The organism is Stenotrophomonas sp. YJH_SMC_43 (assembly GCF_059372535.1).
In genome coordinates this window covers 830,380-845,712 of record NZ_JCAFVQ010000001.1, presented here as the reverse complement: position 1 = coordinate 845,712, position 15,333 = coordinate 830,380, and the positions used below count along the sequence as shown (strand labels likewise).

The 15,333-nt window shown below is 66.2% G+C and carries 15 protein-coding genes; 8 read left to right on the top strand and 7 right to left on the bottom strand.

Features of this window, described 5'->3' with window-relative positions; translation table 11 throughout:
- Window positions 1-5 precede the first annotated feature (5 nt).
- From AC5QAH_RS03995 to AC5QAH_RS03985, 3 genes are read left to right on the top strand one after another with little or no spacing between them, the layout of a single operon-like run.
- Window positions 6-635 (top strand): superoxide dismutase, encoded by a 630-nt coding sequence (locus tag AC5QAH_RS03995; RefSeq protein WP_049480884.1) that lies wholly within the window; start codon window positions 6-8, stop codon window positions 633-635.
- Window positions 632-1,210: a flavin reductase family protein gene (locus AC5QAH_RS03990; RefSeq protein ID WP_021204258.1), complete on the top strand. Its 579-nt coding sequence runs from the start codon at window positions 632-634 to the stop codon at window positions 1,208-1,210. The genes AC5QAH_RS03995 and AC5QAH_RS03990 overlap by 4 nt, the downstream gene beginning before the upstream one ends.
- Window positions 1,207-1,542, top strand: coding sequence for a tetratricopeptide repeat protein (locus tag AC5QAH_RS03985; RefSeq protein WP_019336271.1), 336 nt, complete (start codon window positions 1,207-1,209; stop codon window positions 1,540-1,542). Before AC5QAH_RS03990 ends, AC5QAH_RS03985 begins: the two co-directional genes overlap by 4 nt.
- Window positions 1,543-1,547: 5 nt before the next feature.
- Here AC5QAH_RS03985 and AC5QAH_RS03980 read toward each other — a convergent pair whose 3' ends face one another.
- Together AC5QAH_RS03980 and AC5QAH_RS03975 are read right to left on the bottom strand one after the other, a co-directional pair.
- The gene (locus AC5QAH_RS03980; protein WP_010485207.1) at window positions 1,548-2,696 is read right to left on the bottom strand and encodes a fatty acid desaturase family protein; all 1,149 of its coding nucleotides are present in this window, start codon (window positions 2,694-2,696) and stop codon (window positions 1,548-1,550) included.
- An 11-nt stretch (window positions 2,697-2,707) separates the two neighbouring features.
- On the bottom strand, window positions 2,708-3,778 hold the full coding sequence (locus AC5QAH_RS03975) for a ferredoxin reductase (protein WP_313411590.1): 1,071 nt from the start codon (window positions 3,776-3,778) through the stop codon (window positions 2,708-2,710).
- Between the two features lie 92 nt (window positions 3,779-3,870).
- Here AC5QAH_RS03975 and fabR point away from each other — a divergent pair, with 92 nt between their 5' ends.
- The 3 genes from fabR to AC5QAH_RS03960 all read left to right on the top strand — a co-directional run bounded on the left by fabR (window position 3,871) and on the right by AC5QAH_RS03960 (window position 7,455).
- Window positions 3,871-4,527, top strand: coding sequence for an HTH-type transcriptional repressor FabR (gene fabR / locus AC5QAH_RS03970; protein WP_019336273.1), 657 nt, complete (start codon window positions 3,871-3,873; stop codon window positions 4,525-4,527).
- A gap of 230 nt (window positions 4,528-4,757) precedes the next feature.
- Window positions 4,758-6,917, top strand: coding sequence for a TonB-dependent receptor plug domain-containing protein (locus tag AC5QAH_RS03965; protein ID WP_272773643.1), 2,160 nt, complete (start codon window positions 4,758-4,760; stop codon window positions 6,915-6,917).
- Complete coding sequence (locus AC5QAH_RS03960; RefSeq protein WP_241874025.1) at window positions 6,907-7,455, top strand: thioredoxin-like domain-containing protein; 549 nt, start codon at window positions 6,907-6,909, stop codon at window positions 7,453-7,455. Before AC5QAH_RS03965 ends, AC5QAH_RS03960 begins: the two co-directional genes overlap by 11 nt.
- A 114-nt stretch (window positions 7,456-7,569) precedes the next feature.
- Here the strand turns inward: AC5QAH_RS03960 and mntR are convergent, their stop codons facing one another.
- Window positions 7,570-8,040 carry a manganese-binding transcriptional regulator MntR gene (gene mntR, locus AC5QAH_RS03955; RefSeq protein ID WP_006372477.1) on the bottom strand — a complete coding sequence of 157 codons (471 nt, stop codon included), beginning with the start codon at window positions 8,038-8,040 and terminating at the stop codon, window positions 7,570-7,572.
- A 117-nt stretch (window positions 8,041-8,157) separates the two neighbouring features.
- Here mntR and AC5QAH_RS03950 point away from each other — a divergent pair, with 117 nt between their 5' ends.
- The gene (locus tag AC5QAH_RS03950; protein ID WP_010485195.1) at window positions 8,158-9,489 is read left to right on the top strand and encodes an Nramp family divalent metal transporter; all 1,332 of its coding nucleotides are present in this window, start codon (window positions 8,158-8,160) and stop codon (window positions 9,487-9,489) included.
- Between the two features lie 118 nt (window positions 9,490-9,607).
- Here AC5QAH_RS03950 and AC5QAH_RS03945 read toward each other — a convergent pair whose 3' ends face one another.
- The 4 genes from AC5QAH_RS03945 to AC5QAH_RS03930 form a co-directional block, all read right to left on the bottom strand.
- Window positions 9,608-9,934 (bottom strand): thioredoxin family protein, encoded by a 327-nt coding sequence (locus AC5QAH_RS03945; RefSeq protein ID WP_010485192.1) that lies wholly within the window; start codon window positions 9,932-9,934, stop codon window positions 9,608-9,610.
- Window positions 9,906-10,373 carry a flavodoxin gene (locus tag AC5QAH_RS03940; protein WP_241874026.1) on the bottom strand — a complete coding sequence of 156 codons (468 nt, stop codon included), beginning with the start codon at window positions 10,371-10,373 and terminating at the stop codon, window positions 9,906-9,908. The genes AC5QAH_RS03945 and AC5QAH_RS03940 overlap by 29 nt, the downstream gene beginning before the upstream one ends.
- Before the next feature lie 25 nt (window positions 10,374-10,398).
- Window positions 10,399-11,439, bottom strand: coding sequence for a ribonucleotide-diphosphate reductase subunit beta (locus AC5QAH_RS03935; RefSeq protein ID WP_241874027.1), 1,041 nt, complete (start codon window positions 11,437-11,439; stop codon window positions 10,399-10,401).
- A 99-nt stretch (window positions 11,440-11,538) separates the two neighbouring features.
- Window positions 11,539-13,902 carry a ribonucleoside-diphosphate reductase subunit alpha gene (locus tag AC5QAH_RS03930; protein WP_049480877.1) on the bottom strand — a complete coding sequence of 788 codons (2,364 nt, stop codon included), beginning with the start codon at window positions 13,900-13,902 and terminating at the stop codon, window positions 11,539-11,541.
- Between the two features lie 431 nt (window positions 13,903-14,333).
- On the opposite strand from AC5QAH_RS03930, the gene AC5QAH_RS03925 reads away from it, so the two are divergent.
- Entirely contained in the window at window positions 14,334-15,311 is a 978-nt protein-coding gene (locus tag AC5QAH_RS03925; RefSeq protein WP_241874028.1) for a zinc-binding dehydrogenase, read from the top strand.
- Window positions 15,312-15,333: the final 22 nt, after the last annotated feature.

Here is a 15,333-nt window from a genome sequence, read left to right as displayed (position 1 = left end):
CTTCGATGTCGTACTCGCTTCCCCCGCTTCCCTATGCCTATGACGCCCTCGAGCCGCATTTCGATGCGCGCACGATGGAGATCCACCACAGCAAGCACCACCAGGCCTACGTCAACAACCTCAACGCCGCCATCGAGCAGGCCGGCATCGCCGAGCAGCCGGTCGAGGCGCTGATCGCCAACCTCGATGCCGTGCCCGAGGCGCAGCGCGGCGCCATCCGCAACAACGGCGGTGGCCACGCCAACCACAGCCTGTTCTGGACCGTGCTCAGCACCAACGGTGGTGCGCCCGATGACGAACTGGCCGCCGCCATCGACCGTGACCTCGGCGGTTTCGATGCTTTCAAGGAGGCCTTCACCAAGGCGGCGCAGACCCGCTTCGGCAGCGGCTGGGCCTGGCTGACCAGCGATCGCGATGGTCGCCTGCAGGTGGAAAGCAGCGCCAACCAGGACAGCCCGCTGATGGGTGCGGCCGTGGGCCTGTCCGGCAACACCCCGATCCTCGCACTGGATGTCTGGGAACACGCCTACTACCTGCACTACCAGAACCGTCGCCCGGACTACATCGGTGCGTTCTTCAACATCATCAACTGGGCCGAGGTCGGCCGGCGCTACCGCCAGGCCAGGGCCTCATGAGCGGCGAAACGCTGCCGTACGCCGGGCCGTGGGCGGGGGTTTTCCCCGCCCCGGCCCCGGTGCCGTCGGTCGAGATGCCGCCGCGGGCCCTGCGGCGGCTGCTCGGTCACTTTCCTACCGGCGTGGCAATCGTCTGCACGCGCGATGCGCAGGGCAAACCCATCGGCCTGACCATCAATTCGTTCGTGCCGGTGTCATTGCAGCCGCCACTGGTGCTGTGGAACCTGGCGTTGCATGCGCAGAGCCTGTCCACCTTCCAGCGCGCCACCCGCTTTGCGATCAGCGTGCTGGCGGCCGACCAGGAAGCGCTGGCCCGGCGCTTTGCCGATCCGCAGGTCCGCAACCGCTTCGACGGCCTGGCATTGCTGGATGATGACGAGGATGCCCCACCACGCATCGCCGGTGCGGTCGCCCATCTCACCTGTACCCGCCACGCACAGTGGCCGGTGGGTGATCATCTGCTGCTGGCTGGCCGCATCATCGAAGTGCACGAGAACGGCGGCGCGCCGCTGCTGTTCCATCGTGGCCGCTTCCAGCCCGGCCCCACCGAATTGCTGGTGGAGGTGCGCGGATGAACATCGAAGCCCTGGAATGCATGCTTGCCAACGGCAAGGACGGCGCGCTGCTGCGCTTCGGCCTGGGCAAGGGTTGGCTGGATGCGGGGAACCCGGTGCGCGCGGCCACCCATCTGGGCCGGTGCGTGGTGCTTGATCCGCAGTATTCCGCGGCGTGGAAGCTGCTGGGCAAAGCCTGGCTGGCCAGTGGCCAGCCGCTGGCGGCGCGCGAAGCATGGCAACGCGGCTTGAGCGTGGCCGGCAGCAAGGGTGACCAGCAGGCACACAAGGAAATGCAGGTGTTCCTGCGCCGCCTGGACCGCGAACAGGCGGCCCTGGCGAAGGCGGGCTGAGTCGATCAGCCCGCGTTGGCCGATGCCGGTGCGGACATGATGTCCGGCATCGGCAGGCGGCGCGGCTTGCTGGGGAACGCGTGGCGCAGGATGCGCCAGACCACCTGGCCGAACTGGCGCGGCAGCGAGCCGTTGTTGTAGTGCTGGCCGTAACGGCGGCAGATGTCCTTCACTTCCTTGGCAATGGCCGCATAGCGGTTGGCCGGCAGGTCCGGGTAGAAGTGGTGCTCGATCTGGTGGCTGAGGTTGCCCGACAGCACATTGATCAGGAAGCCGCCGCTGATGTTGGACGAACCGCGCAGCTGGCGCAGGTACCAGTGACCGCGCGATTCATTGCGCAGGCATTCCTTCGGGAAGGTTTCCGACTCTGCGGTGAAGTGGCCGCAGAAGATGATCACGTAGGTCCAGATGTTGCGCAGGCCGTTGGCCACCATGTTGCCCAGCATCACGGTGAGGAAGAACGGGCCGGCCAGCAGCGGGAAGAACACGTAGTCCTTCAGCACCTGGCGGGCCATTTTCCGCGCCACCGGGCGGGTCTGCATCCACATCGCACGGCCACTGATGCGGCCCTTCAGCCAACGGCCCAGGCGCAGGTCCTGCGCGGCCACGCCCCACTGGAACAGCAGCGCGAAGATCGGCGCGATGATCGGCTGCAGCAGGTAGAACGGCTTCCAGCGCTGTTCCGGGAAGATGCGCAGCAGGCCGTAGCCGATGTCATCGTCCATGCCACGCACGTTGGTATAGGTGTGGTGGCGGAAATTGTGGGTCTTGCGCCAGTTGTCGGCGGTGGCAACGATATCCCACTCGTAGGTGTTGCCATTGAGCTTGGGGTCGCCGGTCCAGTCGAACTGGCCGTGCATGACGTTGTGGCCCAGCTCCATGTTCTCCAGGATCTTCGACAACGCCAGCAGCAGCGTGCCAGTGATCGCGGCCGGCCACAGCAGCGGCATCCAGAACAGCGGCGAGAATGCTGCCAGGAACAGCAGGCCACGGCCACCCACGCCGAACCATCGCACGGCGGCAGCCACACGGCGGATGTAGCGGGTATCGGAGGCGCCGAGGCTGCCGATCACACGGTCGCGGATCGCATCGAGTTCCTCACCGAAGGCATGCATCTCGGCGGTGCTCAGGGCACGGTCGGTAGCGCGGGTCATGGCAGGCGTCCTCAGAGATCCAGAGTCAGGTCGGTGGTCGGTGCGCTCACGCAGATCCGCACCGGCTGTGCCGTTTCGGACTGCAGGTCGCCGGTGCGAAGGTGGCGGGTGGCGCCACTGACGCGATCACAGGTGCAGGTGTTGCAGATGCCCATGCGGCAACCGTGCTTGGGCTTGATGCCATGCGCTTCCAGGCTTTCCAGCAGCGAGCGGCCACGCGGCACGCTCAGCTGGCGGCCACTGCGCGCAAGCGTCAGCGACACCTCTCCTTCGCTGCTGGCATCGCGCAGCGGCGCCGGCGGGGTGAAGGCTTCGGCCTGGAAGCCGGCCACCTGGTGCGCCAGGCGTTCGCGCGCAGCGGCAACGAAGCCGTCCGGGCCGCAAGCCAGCACATGGCGCTGCGCAAGCGGCGTGTCATCACCGGCCACCTGCAGATCATGGGTATCAATTCGCGCGGCCGGCGCCTCACCCTCGCGGGTGGCCAGCAGATGCACGCGCAGGTTCGGATGTGCCGCAGCCAGCGCCCGCAGTTCATCACGGAACTGCAGATGGGCAGCAGTGCGCTCCCAGTAGAACAGGTCCACCGGTGCTGCCAGCGGCCGCTGGCAGGCGTCGCGCAACAGGCTGCGCATCGGCGTGATGCCACTGCCGGCAGCCAGCAGCAGCACCGGCGCCGCGGCCGGCATCTGGAACTCGCCGAAGGCGGCATCGAGGCGGAACAGTTCGCCCGGCTGTGCATGGTTGACCAGATGCTGGCTGACCCGGCCGCCGTCGATCGCCTTGACGGTGATCGCCAGCTCGCGCCGACCCAGTGCGGTGGGGCTGTAGCTGCGCTGGCACAGGCGTCCTTCAATCTCGACGCCGAGGTTAACGTGCTGGCCGGCGCGCATGCCGGCCCAGTGCCGGTTGGTGCGCAGGACCAGGGTCGCCGCGCCCTCGCCAGCCGGCTCGCGGCGGACCAGGCGGGCCACCGGCTCGCGCAGGGTCCACAGGGGATTGAGCTGGCCCGCCCAGAAATCGAACAGCGACGGCGACACCCAGCGGTACGGAGAGAACAGGGACGGACGGACGACAGCGCTCATGAGTGAACTATACGGGCGCACATACACCTGTGTATACATGTGTATATTGAACCGGATTGGGTATGATTCAGCCTCGCCCTACCGGAACCCCCATGGCCGCCGCCACCGCCTTGTCGACGCCCGAAGATGCCAACAGCCCGGCCCGCCGTACGGTGACCCGCGAGGATCTGCTGGCCGCCGCCCTGAAACTGATCGGGCCGCACCGCAGCCTGTCCACGCTCAGCCTGCGCGAAGTGGCACGTGAGGCCGGCATTGCGCCGAACAGCTTCTACCGGCAGTTCCGCGACATGGACGAACTGGCCGTGGCGCTGATCGATGCAGCCGGCCGTTCGCTGCGCACCATCATCGGCGAGGCCCGCCAGCGCGCCACCTCCACCGCCACCAGCGTGGTACGGGTCTCGGTGGAGACCTTCATGGAGCAGCTGCGCGCCGACGACAAGCTGCTGCACGTACTGCTGCGCGAAGGCGCGGTCGGTTCGGACGACTTCAAGCACGCGGTCGAGCGTGAGCTGCACTACTTCGAGGAAGAGCTGCAGCACGACCTGGTGCGCCTGGCCGCGCTGGATGGCGCCGTGCTGCATGCCCCCGAACTGGTGGCCAAGGCCATCACCCGGCTGGTCTTCGCGATGGGTGCCACCGCCATGGACCTGCCGCCGGAGAAGGATCCGGAACTGGTCGAACAGATTTCCACGATGATCCGCATGATCATCGTCGGCGCCCGTACCCCCGCCGCATTCCGTCGCGGCTGACGATCCGACCGCGCCTATACGGCAACTCCATCCTATGGACATGACCACCGGCAGGGTTGCGGTCTTTTTATGTAATGTTATAACACAAGCATGATCTGACTCGACTGGCGCCCCAATCGCAATTGCCTCGGCTTCGTTATATAGCACTTGCTATATTCATAAGCCGCTGCTTTCATATGCGTCAGCCAGGTCGCCCTCGCCGCCTTTCTTCTCCCAAGGACGACGCCCTCATGCCCGTTGCCACGCCCCTCTTCCATCGGCTGCCCCTGGCCGCCGCCATTGCCCTGACCCTGCCGCTGCCTGCACTGGCCGCCACCTCGAAGCCGACCGAGCTGGACCGCGTGCAGGTCAAGGTCAGCACCGCCACCCGCAGCGAACGCCTGCTATCCGATGTCCCGATCCGCACCGAAGTGCTGCGCAAGGAAGACATCGCGCTGCGCGCGGCCACCGACTTCTCGCGCGCCGCCGAGCTGATCAACGGCCTGCGCGTGGAAAGCAACTGCCAGAACTGCAACACCAGCGAAGTGCAGCTGCTGGGCCTGCCCGGTGCCTACAACCAGCTGTTGTTCGATGGCATCCCGCTGTTGTCCACGCTGGGCAGCGTCTATGGCCTGGAACAGATCCCGGCCGGGTTCGTCGACCGCATCGAAGTGGTCAAGGGCGGCGGCTCGGCGCTGTACGGCCCGGGTGCGGTGGCCGGTGTGATCAACCTGATTCCGCCGCTGCCGGCGCGCAGCGGTGGCCATGTGCAGGCCGGCGTGGATGTCCTGAAGGGCACACCGCAGAAGAATGCCGACGTGCGCCTGGACCTGGTGGCGAAAGATGCCGACGCCGGGCTTTCAGTGATTGCCCAGCGCAACTGGAACAGCGGCATCGACTACAACGGTGACGGCTACACCGAGATCACCCGCAAGAACCTCAAGGTCGGCGGGCTGCAGGCCTGGTACGCGCCCACGCCAGGCACGCGGCTGCGCCTGGACCTGCAGGTGACCGATGAAACCCGGCGTGGCGGCAATCGACTGGATCAGCCCGAATACCTAACCAACATCGCCGAATCGCTGGATACGAAATACCGGCGCGGCAGCGTGTCGTGGGATCAGGAAATCAATGCCGACGCCGATTTCCGCCTGGCCTACGCCTTCGCCGACATCGACCGCGACAGTTTCTACGGCGGTCTTGGCGACGTGGTTACCGATCCGTCTGCCCCCGGCCATGACCCGTCGCAGCTGGATCCCAACGTGGCCGGCAGCGCGGCCTCGCGTTCGTGGCGCCAATACGGCCGCACCCACAACCCGCTGCACTACATCGACAGCCAGTTGAACTGGCGGCTGGGCGCGCACGCGCTGGCCTTCGGCGTGCAGTACAAGCACGAGGCGCTGCGCGACGACAACCGCACCGGTGACGGGCAGCGCCTGGCGGTGCTGGAAGATGCAACCTTCCACAACCTGGGCGCCTTCATCCAGGACGAATGGAGCCTGCGTGACAACGTCGACCTGGTACTGGGCGCACGCGTGGACAAGAGCTCGGAGCTGGACAGCGCGGTGTTCTCGCCGCGCATCGCCCTGGCCTGGCAGGCCACCCCGAACCTGAAGTGGCGCGCCGGCGTCGCCACCGGCTTCCGTGCACCGGAGATCTTCGTCGAGGACGTGCACGTCGATACGCTGGGTGGCGAGCAGGTGCGCGTACGCAACACCGATGGCCTGAAGGAAGAGCGCGCGTTGACCACCCTGTTCGGCTTCGACTGGCGCTCGGACCCGGCCAATCCAGTGTGGAGCTGGGATGCTACCGCCTCCTATGCACGCATCCGCGACACCTTCGCGCTGGGCGAGATCCAGCGCGGCGATGACGGACAACTGAGCCAGCTGCGCTACAACGCCTCCGGCTCCAACGTACTGGGGGCGGAAACCAACCTCGGCTGGCAACCGTCGCCGCAGTGGCGCCTGACCGCCGGTGCCTCGTGGTACCGCTCGCGCTTCCGCGAACCGCAGCGCATCTTCGACGACACCGGCGACGGTGGCGACACCATCATCGAAAGCCGCGACTACCTGAAGACCCCGCGCTGGACCGGCCTGGCGCAGCTCAGCTGGATGCCCGCCGAGCCGTGGGAAACCTTCGTCGCGCTGCGCCATACCGGGCCGATGTCGGTGCTGAACAACCGGTTGGGCGAGCTGCACCGTACGCGTTCCTTCCTCGTCACCGATCTTGGTGCTCGCTGGCACCGACATCTGGGCGCGCAGGCGCAGCAGGAAGTGTCGGTGGCCGCGGGTGTCAAGAACGTGTTCGATCAGCGCCAGAAAGATCTGGAAGTGGGCGCGCTGCGTGACAGCGACTATGTCTACGGGCCGCGCTTCGCGCGTTCGTGGTACGTCAACCTGCGCTATGCGTTCTGAAGCTCTGCGAGCGTTGTTGCTGGCCTGTGCCGTGCTGCTGGCCGCACCGGCGACGGCTGCGGACCTGCACGCGCAGGTCTCGGCCTCGCTGATGCGGCCGGAACAGCGCTCGCTGCGACCGATGCAATGGACGCAGCCGCCGAAACTGGTGGCGCTGTACTTCGGTGCCGACTGGTGTGCACCGTGCCATGCCTTCGTACCCACGCTGCGCAGCGTGCGTGATGCCCTGCGCCAAGCCGGCGCCGATACCGAAGTGGTGTACGTCAGCCAGGATGAGAGCGAGAGCGCGCTGCGCCGCTACATGCACGCGCAGGACATGCCGTGGCCGGTACTGGACCCGCGCCGCGCCGCGCGCATGCCGGCCCTGCAGGCATTGGCCGGATTGGCACCGCCAAACCTGGTGCTGATCGATGCCGACGGCACGGTGCTGGCCAATGGCTGGCATGGACGTCGCTACGACGGTCTGCAGCCGGTGCTGAAGGAGTGGACGAAACAGGCGTGTGCGCAGGAACAGGCCCGCTGCCCGCCTGACCTGTAGCGTCGAGCCATGCTCGACGCATTCCATCACCGTGCGAACGGCAGCCGAGCATGGCTCGGCTCTACAAAAACCGGGATCGCGCGAACGGCCGCCGGGCATGGCCCGGCGCTACCGTTACGGCGCCTCGCCCTCGGCCTTGCGCACGAACGCCTCGAACAGCGCCAGCGTCTGCTCGCTCACATGGTGCTCGATACCCTCCGCATCACGCCGTGCCGTATCAGGGTCCACGCCCAGCGCCAGCAGGAAACGCTCCACGGTCTGGTGCCGCTGGCGGCTGGCATGGGCCAGCGCCTCGCCTTCCGGGGTCAGGAACACGCCGCGGTACGGCCGCTGCACCACCCAGCCATCGCGGGCCAGGCGCCGCAGCATCTTCGCCACGGTGGGCTGGGCCACGCCCAGGCGGGTGGCGATGTCGACCTGGCGGGCCTCGCCGCCGTCGGCCAGCAGGTCCGAGATCAGCTCGACATAGTCCTCCACCAGCTCCATCCGGTGCGCTTCGCGCACTTGCCGGAAGCTCTCGACCTGGCGCTCAGCCTCGATCAAGGGGGTGCTTTTCAGCGATGTCGAATCGTCGGTCTTGCCCACGCCTGCGCCTGTCCTTCCGGTCTACTCCGGGTTTGAAACTGAATTCTGGACCAGTAACGCGATAAAGACGATTGTTTCACATTGCTAATGACTATAGCAGGAGCTATATTCGGACCCATGAACACCCTGGCGCCCCACGACCCTTCGGCCTCCACCCCGGCCAGCCTGGGCGCGCTCAACGCCTCGGTCGCCGTTCCCGACAAGGGCCATTGGTGGTTCCGCCTGCTGGCCTTCCTCGGCCCGGGCTACATGATCTCGGTCGGCTACATGGACCCAGGCAACTGGGCCACCGACCTCGCCGGCGGTTCGCGCTTCGGCTACCTGCTGCTGTCGGTCATCCTCATCTCCAACCTGATGGCGGTGATCCTGCAGGCGCTGTCGGCACGGCTGGGCATCGCCACCGGCATGGACCTGGCGCAAGCCTGCCGCGCGCGGTACCCGAAGCCGGTGAACCTGGCGCTGTGGGCGCTGTGCGAGGCAGCGATCATCGCCTGCGACCTGGCCGAGGTGATCGGCACCGCGATCGCATTGAAGCTGCTGTTCGACCTGCCGCTGCTGTGGGGCGCGGTGATCACCGCGCTGGATACGCTGCTGGTCCTGCTGCTGATGAACCGCGGCTTCCGTGCGCTGGAAGCCTTCGTGATCGCGCTGCTGATGGTGATCTTCGGCTGCTTCATGGTGCAGATCGCGCTGGCCGCACCGCCGGTGATGGACGTGCTGGGCGGATTCATTCCGCGCGCGCAGGTAGTGACTGATCCGCACGCGCTGTACATCGCCATCGGCATCATCGGCGCCACGGTTATGCCGCATAACCTGTACCTGCATTCTTCCATCGTGCAGACCCGCGCCTATCCGCGCACCGACGAGGGCCGTCGCAGCGCGCTGCGCTGGGCGGTGACCGACAGCACCCTCGCGCTGACGCTGGCACTGTTCATCAACGCCAGCATCCTGATCCTGGCGGCGGCGGTGTTCCATGCCAATGGCCGTTTCGATGTGGAAGACATCGAGCAGGCGCACCAGCTGCTGGCGCCGATGCTGGGCGTGGGCGCGGCGGCGACACTGTTTGCGATTGCCCTGCTGGCCTCGGGCCTGAATTCGACAGTGACCGCCACGCTGGCCGGCCAGATCGTGATGGAAGGCTTCCTGCACCTGCGCCTGCCGCCGTGGCTGCGTCGGCTGATCACGCGCGCACTGGCGATCATTCCGGTGGTGGTGGTGATCATGCTGTTCGGCGACCAGGGCGCGGTGAAGCTGCTGGTGCTGAGCCAGGTGGTGCTGTCGATGCAGCTGCCGTTCGCGATCATTCCCCTGGTGCGGATCGTGACCGACAAAGTGACGATGGGCGCGCTGGTGGCACCACGCTGGCTGGGCGCGATTGCCTGGGTGATCGCGCTGGTGATCGTGGTGTTGAACGTGAAGCTGCTGGTGGATACCTTCAGCGGAGCCTGACGCCGAACCACGGACCCTGCCCCGGTAGATCCACGCCATGCGTGGATGCCCTTGTAGAGTCGAGCCATGCTCGACTCATCGCTCACCGCGCGAACGGCAGCCGAGCATGGGCTCGGCTCTACAGATGCAACGCGATCGCGGCCTCGATCTGCTGCGGTGACTGGAACCCTGCCAGGCGCGTGCGCTCATCACCGTCACGGAACAGGGACAACGTCGGGGTCTGCCGCAGCCCCAGCTCCCTGAAGAACGCCTCACCCAGCACTTCCAACTGCACGCGCAGCAGGGTCGTGCCCTGCCCCGCCACGCTGTTGGCCACCCGGTGCAACGACACCTCCAGCATCCGGCAGCCCGGGCACTGGTCCTTGTGGAAATCCACCAGCACCCGCGGATGTTCGGCCAGAAGCTGCTGGAACTGCTCAGGCGTGGTGGCGTCGATGATCTGCATCGGTGTTGCTCCAGTAATGGGCCAGGACCGCATCGGTCCAGGCATCGATGGTCCCGGCATGGCGTTGGCCATGCGGCATCTGTTCGATCTCCAGCGGCGGGTAGTCGCTGCGGAAATAGCGGATCAGCCGGTGCACGGCGCCGCAGTAGTACTCCTGCCCCCACTGCGTTTCACCGGTGCCGAACACCGCCAGCTGCCGTGGCCGCTCGCCGCGCTCGGCGATGCCGGCCACCCATGCCTTCATCTCCGCCGGCGTGCGGCCGGCGTTGTCGGTCCAGCAGCCCAGCAGCACCAGATCGGCCTCGCCGGCAGCCAGCGGCGGCGCCTGCCGCAGGTCGTCGGCCTCGTACCAGTGCACGGCATGCCCCACGGCACGGCAGCGCTCGGCGATCTGCCGGCCGAGTTCGCGGGTGTTGCCGCTCAAGGAGGCGACCACCATCAGGATGCTCAGCGCGGCGCCAGGCTCAGAGATCGTCGAAGCCGTTGTCGACGTTGGTCTTCTTGTAACTTGCATTGCGCATCTCGAAGAAGTCGGTCTTGGTCTCGGTGAAGTTGTCGGCGTAGGCCTTGATCCACGGCATCACATTGTCGGTGGCGTCGCTGTACAGGCGCTCGATGCCGAGCATGCCGGCCATCTTGTTGGCGCGGTACTTCACGTAGCGCACCATCTCGTCCACGTCGATGCCATCGATGCCATCCAGCACCTCCGACGACCACTGCGTCTCAAGCTCGATGGCATGTTCGAATGACTGGTGCACATAGGCGGTCAACTCATTGGTCTGCAGCTCGGGGTTTTCACCGATGATGGCGCGGATCAGCTCGCTGATGAACTTGGTATGGGCCAGCTCGTCGCGATTGATGAAGCTGATGATCTTGCCGGTGCCGTTCATGCGGTTCTGCCGCACCATGTTGTAGAAGTAGGCGAAACCGGAATAGAAGTTGATGCCTTCCAGGATCGAGGACTGGATCAGCGACTTGAGCAGGGTCTCGGCGGTCTTCTCGCGCATGAAGTCGTCATACGCGCCCATGATCGGGGCATTGCGCTTGATGATGGTCGGGTGGGTGCGGGCGATCTCGAAGATGCGGTTCTGGTTCGGCAGGTCGGTGATCGAGGCCAGTACGTAGCTGTAGCTCTCGTTATGGATCACTTCCTGCTGGCCGATGATCGCCGCATTGGCATGCGCGGCCGGGTCAGTGATGTACTCGGCGACGTTGTAGATGAAACGGGTCTGCGGTGAGTCGAGCGTGGCCAGCAGGCCGATGATCGAATCGTAGGCGTTCTTTTCGCGTGCGTTGAGCTCGCCGTACTGGCGGGCATCGAGCTTCATGTCGACCTCGTCGGGAATCCAGAAGTTGGTCGACAGCTCCTTGTAGGCCCGATAGAAGGACGGATACGGGATATCGTTCCAGTTGAGGATGCCGCTCGTACGGCCGTTGATGATGCCGGTGCTGCGGTTGGGATGGCGCGGTTCGAGGATCTTGATGCGGTCGAGGGGGGTTGCCATGGTGTTACCTGCAGGGGGTAGCGCCGGGCCATGCCCGGCGGAATGTGCGACGGCCGCGCGATGCGCTCGCCGGGCGTGGCCCGGCGCTACCGTGGATGGTCAGCTGGAGCACCATTCGCATTCGCTGATGTCGATGTCGTTGGAGCGCACGTAGTAGGTGGTCTTCAGGCCTTCGCGCCAGGCGCTCAGGTGCAGCTCCAGCAGGGTGCTCGCGCGGATCGTGCTCGGCACATACAGGTTGAAGCTGATCGACTGGTCGACATGGCGCTGGCGGCGGGCGTTCTGGCGCACGCTGGCGAACTGGTCGACCTTGTAGGCACCCTTCTCGTAGTACGGCCAGGTTTCCAGCGACAGGCCCGGAGCCGCCACCGGCCGCCGGAAGTCCTTCTTTTCCTCGTAGTAGAACGCGCTGTAGATCGGGTCGATCGACGCGGTGGAACCGGCAATCTGAGCGGTGCTCATGTTCGGCGCGACGGCCAGCAGCCAGCCGTTACGCAGGCCGTGCGTGGCGACCTCGCGGGCCAGGCTGTCCCACGCGGCGCCGCTGTAGTCGCGGTCACGGAAGTAACGCCCGTTGTGCCAGTCGCTGCCCGCGAACATCGGGTAGCTGCCCTTCTCCTTCGCCAGCTGCGCGCTGGCCTGGATGGTCAGGAAGTTGATGCGCTCGTAGAGACGGTTGGCCAAATCCTCGGCATCCGGTGAATCCCACTGGATCGCCTGTTGCGCCAGCAGGTGGTGCCAACCGAACGTGCCCAGGCCGATGGCGCGGTACTTGCGGTTGGTGATGGTGGCCTGCGGCACCGGCAGCGCGTTGAGGTCAATCACGTTGTCGAGCATGCGCACCTGGATCGGGATCAGGCGCTCCAGCACGTCGGTGGCCAGCAGGTCATCCGGCGCACTGATTGCCCGGCCGAGATTGATCGAGGACAGGTTGCAGACCACGAAGTCACCGGCGCGGCGCGTGGTGACGATCTGGTCGCCGCTGACGATCTCCTGGATCATCCGCGTCGGGCTCATGTTCTGCAGGATCTCGGTGCACAGGTTGCTGGAATAGATCATGCCCGCGTGCTTGTTCGGGTTCCGGCGGTTGACCTCGTCGCGGTAGAACAGGAACGGATTGCCGGTCTCCAACTGGCTGAGCATGATCCGCTTGAACAGATCGATCGCCTTCACCGTGCGGCGGCTGATGCGCTCGTCGGCCACCAGTTCGGCATAGCGGTCGCGGAAGCTGCCCGCACCGCGCGTCTCATCGTAGAAGTCCTGCAGGTACCAGCCCTTGGCCTGCTTCACCTCGTGCGGGTCGAACAGGTACCAGTCGGCGCGGCGCTCGACCGCTTCCATGAACAGGTCGGGCACGCACACCGAAGTGAACACATCGTGCGCGCGCAGGCGCTGGTCGCCGTTGTTGAGGCGCAGGTCCATGAACGCTTCGATGTCGCGGTGCCAGATGTCCAAGTACACCGCCACCGCGCCCTTGCGCTGGCCAAGCTGATCAACCGACACCGCGGTGTTGTTGAGCTGCTTGATCCACGGCACCACGCCACCGGAGGAATTGGCCACGCCCCGGATCGGCGCGCCGCTGCTGCGCACATAGCCCAGGTAGGCGCCGACGCCGCCACCGTGCTTGGACACGCGGGCGATATCGGTGTTGGAGTCATAGATGCCCTGCAGGCTGTCGTCCACCGTGTCGATGAAGCAGCTGGACAGCTGCCCACCCACCTTGCCGGCATTGGCCAGGGTCGGTGTGGCGACGGTCATGTACAGGTTGGACAGCGCCCAGTACGCCTCGCCGACCAGCTGCATGCGCCGCTCGCGCGGCTTTTCCTCCTGCATCAGGTACAGCGCGATGGTCAGCCAGCGCTCCTGCGGCAGTTCGTAGACCTCGCGGCTGCGGTCGCTGGCCAGATAGCGCGTGGCCAGCAGGTACAGGCCGTTGTAGGCGAACAGGCGGTCGCGCTCCGGGTCGATCATCTCGCCGGCCTGCTGCAGCTCTTCCTTCGAATAGCAGCGCAGGATGTCGTTGCTGTAGATGCCGCGGTCAGCCAGGCTTTCCTGCAGGCCCACATACGAACCGTACTTCAGGCCGACGTCGTAGAAGCGGTTGCGGCTGGCGCGCTTGTACAGGCGGCGCAGGTAGATGCGCGCGGCAAACTGTTCCCACTCGGGTGCAACCAGGTCCACCCGCGATTCGGCCTCACGGATCAGTAGATCGACCAGGTCGTCGGCGCTGATGCTCGGTTTGCGCTCGACCATCGCCTGCACCACGCGGCGATAGTCGCTCACGTCCAGCTGCGGGAACTCGGCATGCACGGCGTCGATGCTGCGCTGCAGGCGCTCGGCCTCGAACGGCAGGCGGCGGTTGCCGGCCTCCTTGGTGATCCAGGTCGGCACGCGCTCGCCACCGGCGCGCAAGGCGTCGCCAGCGCCGGCCAGATCGGCCACGCGGAAGGTACTGTCGGTCATGGTGGTGAAACTCCAGGCTCGCACGCGCGTTGGCGGTCGATGCCATGGCGGCCCTGAACGCGATACCGGCGCACGGGGCGAACGGGTGGATTGCCAGGGCACGGGAACGTAGGTCGTCGGCATCTGCCTGCGCCTGCGGCCGGTATCCGGGCCGTGGGGGCGACCTGCGTCCGCACGATGGCGGCCGCGTCGACACGGCAAGCCTTCAGGGGCGGGCCGCGGGACGTTTGCTGCATGTCCGGCGGCGGCGGCTGACCGGGAGTGACGGCCACAACATAGTGGGGATATCCCGAACCGTCAACACAAGATGCGGTAATCAGCACATGTCGCGACGATCAGTCGCAGGATGCCGTGTTGCAGCTGCGGCGCCTTGTCGACAGCCCCTGCGGCCCCAGTTCGGTACAACATCCACTTTCCCCGGAACACCACCCATGCGCGCTGCCCAGTACCCCTCCTTCGGCAACCCGGCCGACGTCCTTGCCATTGCCGATGCGCCGCTGCCTGAGCCCGGCCCCGGCGAGGTGCGCATCCGCACCGTGCTGGCCTCGATCCACAACCACGATCTGCTGACCGTGCGCGGCCTCTACGGCTACAAGCCGACCCTGCCGGCGATCGGTGGCAGTGAAGCGCTGGGCGTGGTCGATGCACTCGGCGATGGTGTCGACGGCCTGCAGATCGGCCAGCGCGTCGCCGCGGCCTCGGTACACGGTACCTGGGCCGAGGCCTTCATCGCGCCGGCACGCATGGTGATTCCGATGCCGGAGGCGATCCCCGACGAAATGGCCGCGCAGCTGATCGCCATGCCGCTGAGCGCGCTGATGCTGCTGGAGTTCCTGCACGTCGAGGCGGGCCAGTGGATCGTGCAGAACACCGCCAACGGCGCGGTGGGCAAGTCGCTGGCGATGCTGGCGCGGGCGCGTGGCGTGCATGTAGCCAACCTGGTGCGCAATGCGGATGCCGTCGCACAGTTGCAGGCCCTGGGTATCGATCATGTGTTCGACACCTCGGTGGACGGCTGGAAGGATCGCGTTCGTGAAGCGACCGGCGAAGCACAGGCGGCGGCCGCCGTGGATTCCATCGGCGGCGACGCCAGCGGTGACCTGGTCGACCTGCTCGGCCACAACGGCACGCTGGTGTCGTTCGGCGTGATGAGCGGCGAACCGATGCGCATCCCGGCCGGCGGCCTGATCTACAAGGAAGCGACGGTGAAGGGCTTCTGGGGCAGCAAGGTCAGCCAGGCGATGGCGGTGGAGGAAAAGCGCCGGCTGGTTGGCGAACTGCTGAAGCGTGCGGCTGGCGGCGAGCTGACGCTGCCGGTGGAGCAGATCTTCGCACTGGACGACATCGCCCAGGCAGCGAAGGCCGGTGCGGGTTCGGGTCGTAACGGCAAGGTGCTGCTGCGGCCGTGATCGTCTGACATTGCGTTCTGTA

What these genes read in the sequence shown, in the direction of transcription:
- fabR (WP_019336273.1), top strand. Translation starts at nt 3,871, where the DNA reads ATGGCCGCCGCCACCGCCTTGTCGACGCCCGAAGATGCCAACAGCCCG.
- AC5QAH_RS03985 (WP_019336271.1), top strand. Translation starts at nt 1,207, where the DNA reads ATGAACATCGAAGCCCTGGAATGCATGCTTGCCAACGGCAAGGACGGC.
- AC5QAH_RS03945 (WP_010485192.1), bottom strand. Translation starts at nt 9,934, where the DNA reads ATGCAGATCATCGACGCCACCACGCCTGAGCAGTTCCAGCAGCTTCTG.
- AC5QAH_RS03980 (WP_010485207.1), bottom strand. Translation starts at nt 2,696, where the DNA reads ATGACCCGCGCTACCGACCGTGCCCTGAGCACCGCCGAGATGCATGCC.
- AC5QAH_RS03995 (WP_049480884.1), top strand. Translation starts at nt 6, where the DNA reads ATGTCGTACTCGCTTCCCCCGCTTCCCTATGCCTATGACGCCCTCGAG.
- AC5QAH_RS03965 (WP_272773643.1), top strand. Translation starts at nt 4,758, where the DNA reads ATGCCCGTTGCCACGCCCCTCTTCCATCGGCTGCCCCTGGCCGCCGCC.
- AC5QAH_RS03940 (WP_241874026.1), bottom strand. Translation starts at nt 10,373, where the DNA reads ATGGTGGTCGCCTCCTTGAGCGGCAACACCCGCGAACTCGGCCGGCAG.
- AC5QAH_RS03935 (WP_241874027.1), bottom strand. Translation starts at nt 11,439, where the DNA reads ATGGCAACCCCCCTCGACCGCATCAAGATCCTCGAACCGCGCCATCCC.
- AC5QAH_RS03930 (WP_049480877.1), bottom strand. Translation starts at nt 13,902, where the DNA reads ATGACCGACAGTACCTTCCGCGTGGCCGATCTGGCCGGCGCTGGCGAC.
- AC5QAH_RS03925 (WP_241874028.1), top strand. Translation starts at nt 14,334, where the DNA reads ATGCGCGCTGCCCAGTACCCCTCCTTCGGCAACCCGGCCGACGTCCTT.
- AC5QAH_RS03990 (WP_021204258.1), top strand. Translation starts at nt 632, where the DNA reads ATGAGCGGCGAAACGCTGCCGTACGCCGGGCCGTGGGCGGGGGTTTTC.
- AC5QAH_RS03975 (WP_313411590.1), bottom strand. Translation starts at nt 3,778, where the DNA reads ATGAGCGCTGTCGTCCGTCCGTCCCTGTTCTCTCCGTACCGCTGGGTG.
- AC5QAH_RS03950 (WP_010485195.1), top strand. Translation starts at nt 8,158, where the DNA reads ATGAACACCCTGGCGCCCCACGACCCTTCGGCCTCCACCCCGGCCAGC.
- AC5QAH_RS03960 (WP_241874025.1), top strand. Translation starts at nt 6,907, where the DNA reads ATGCGTTCTGAAGCTCTGCGAGCGTTGTTGCTGGCCTGTGCCGTGCTG.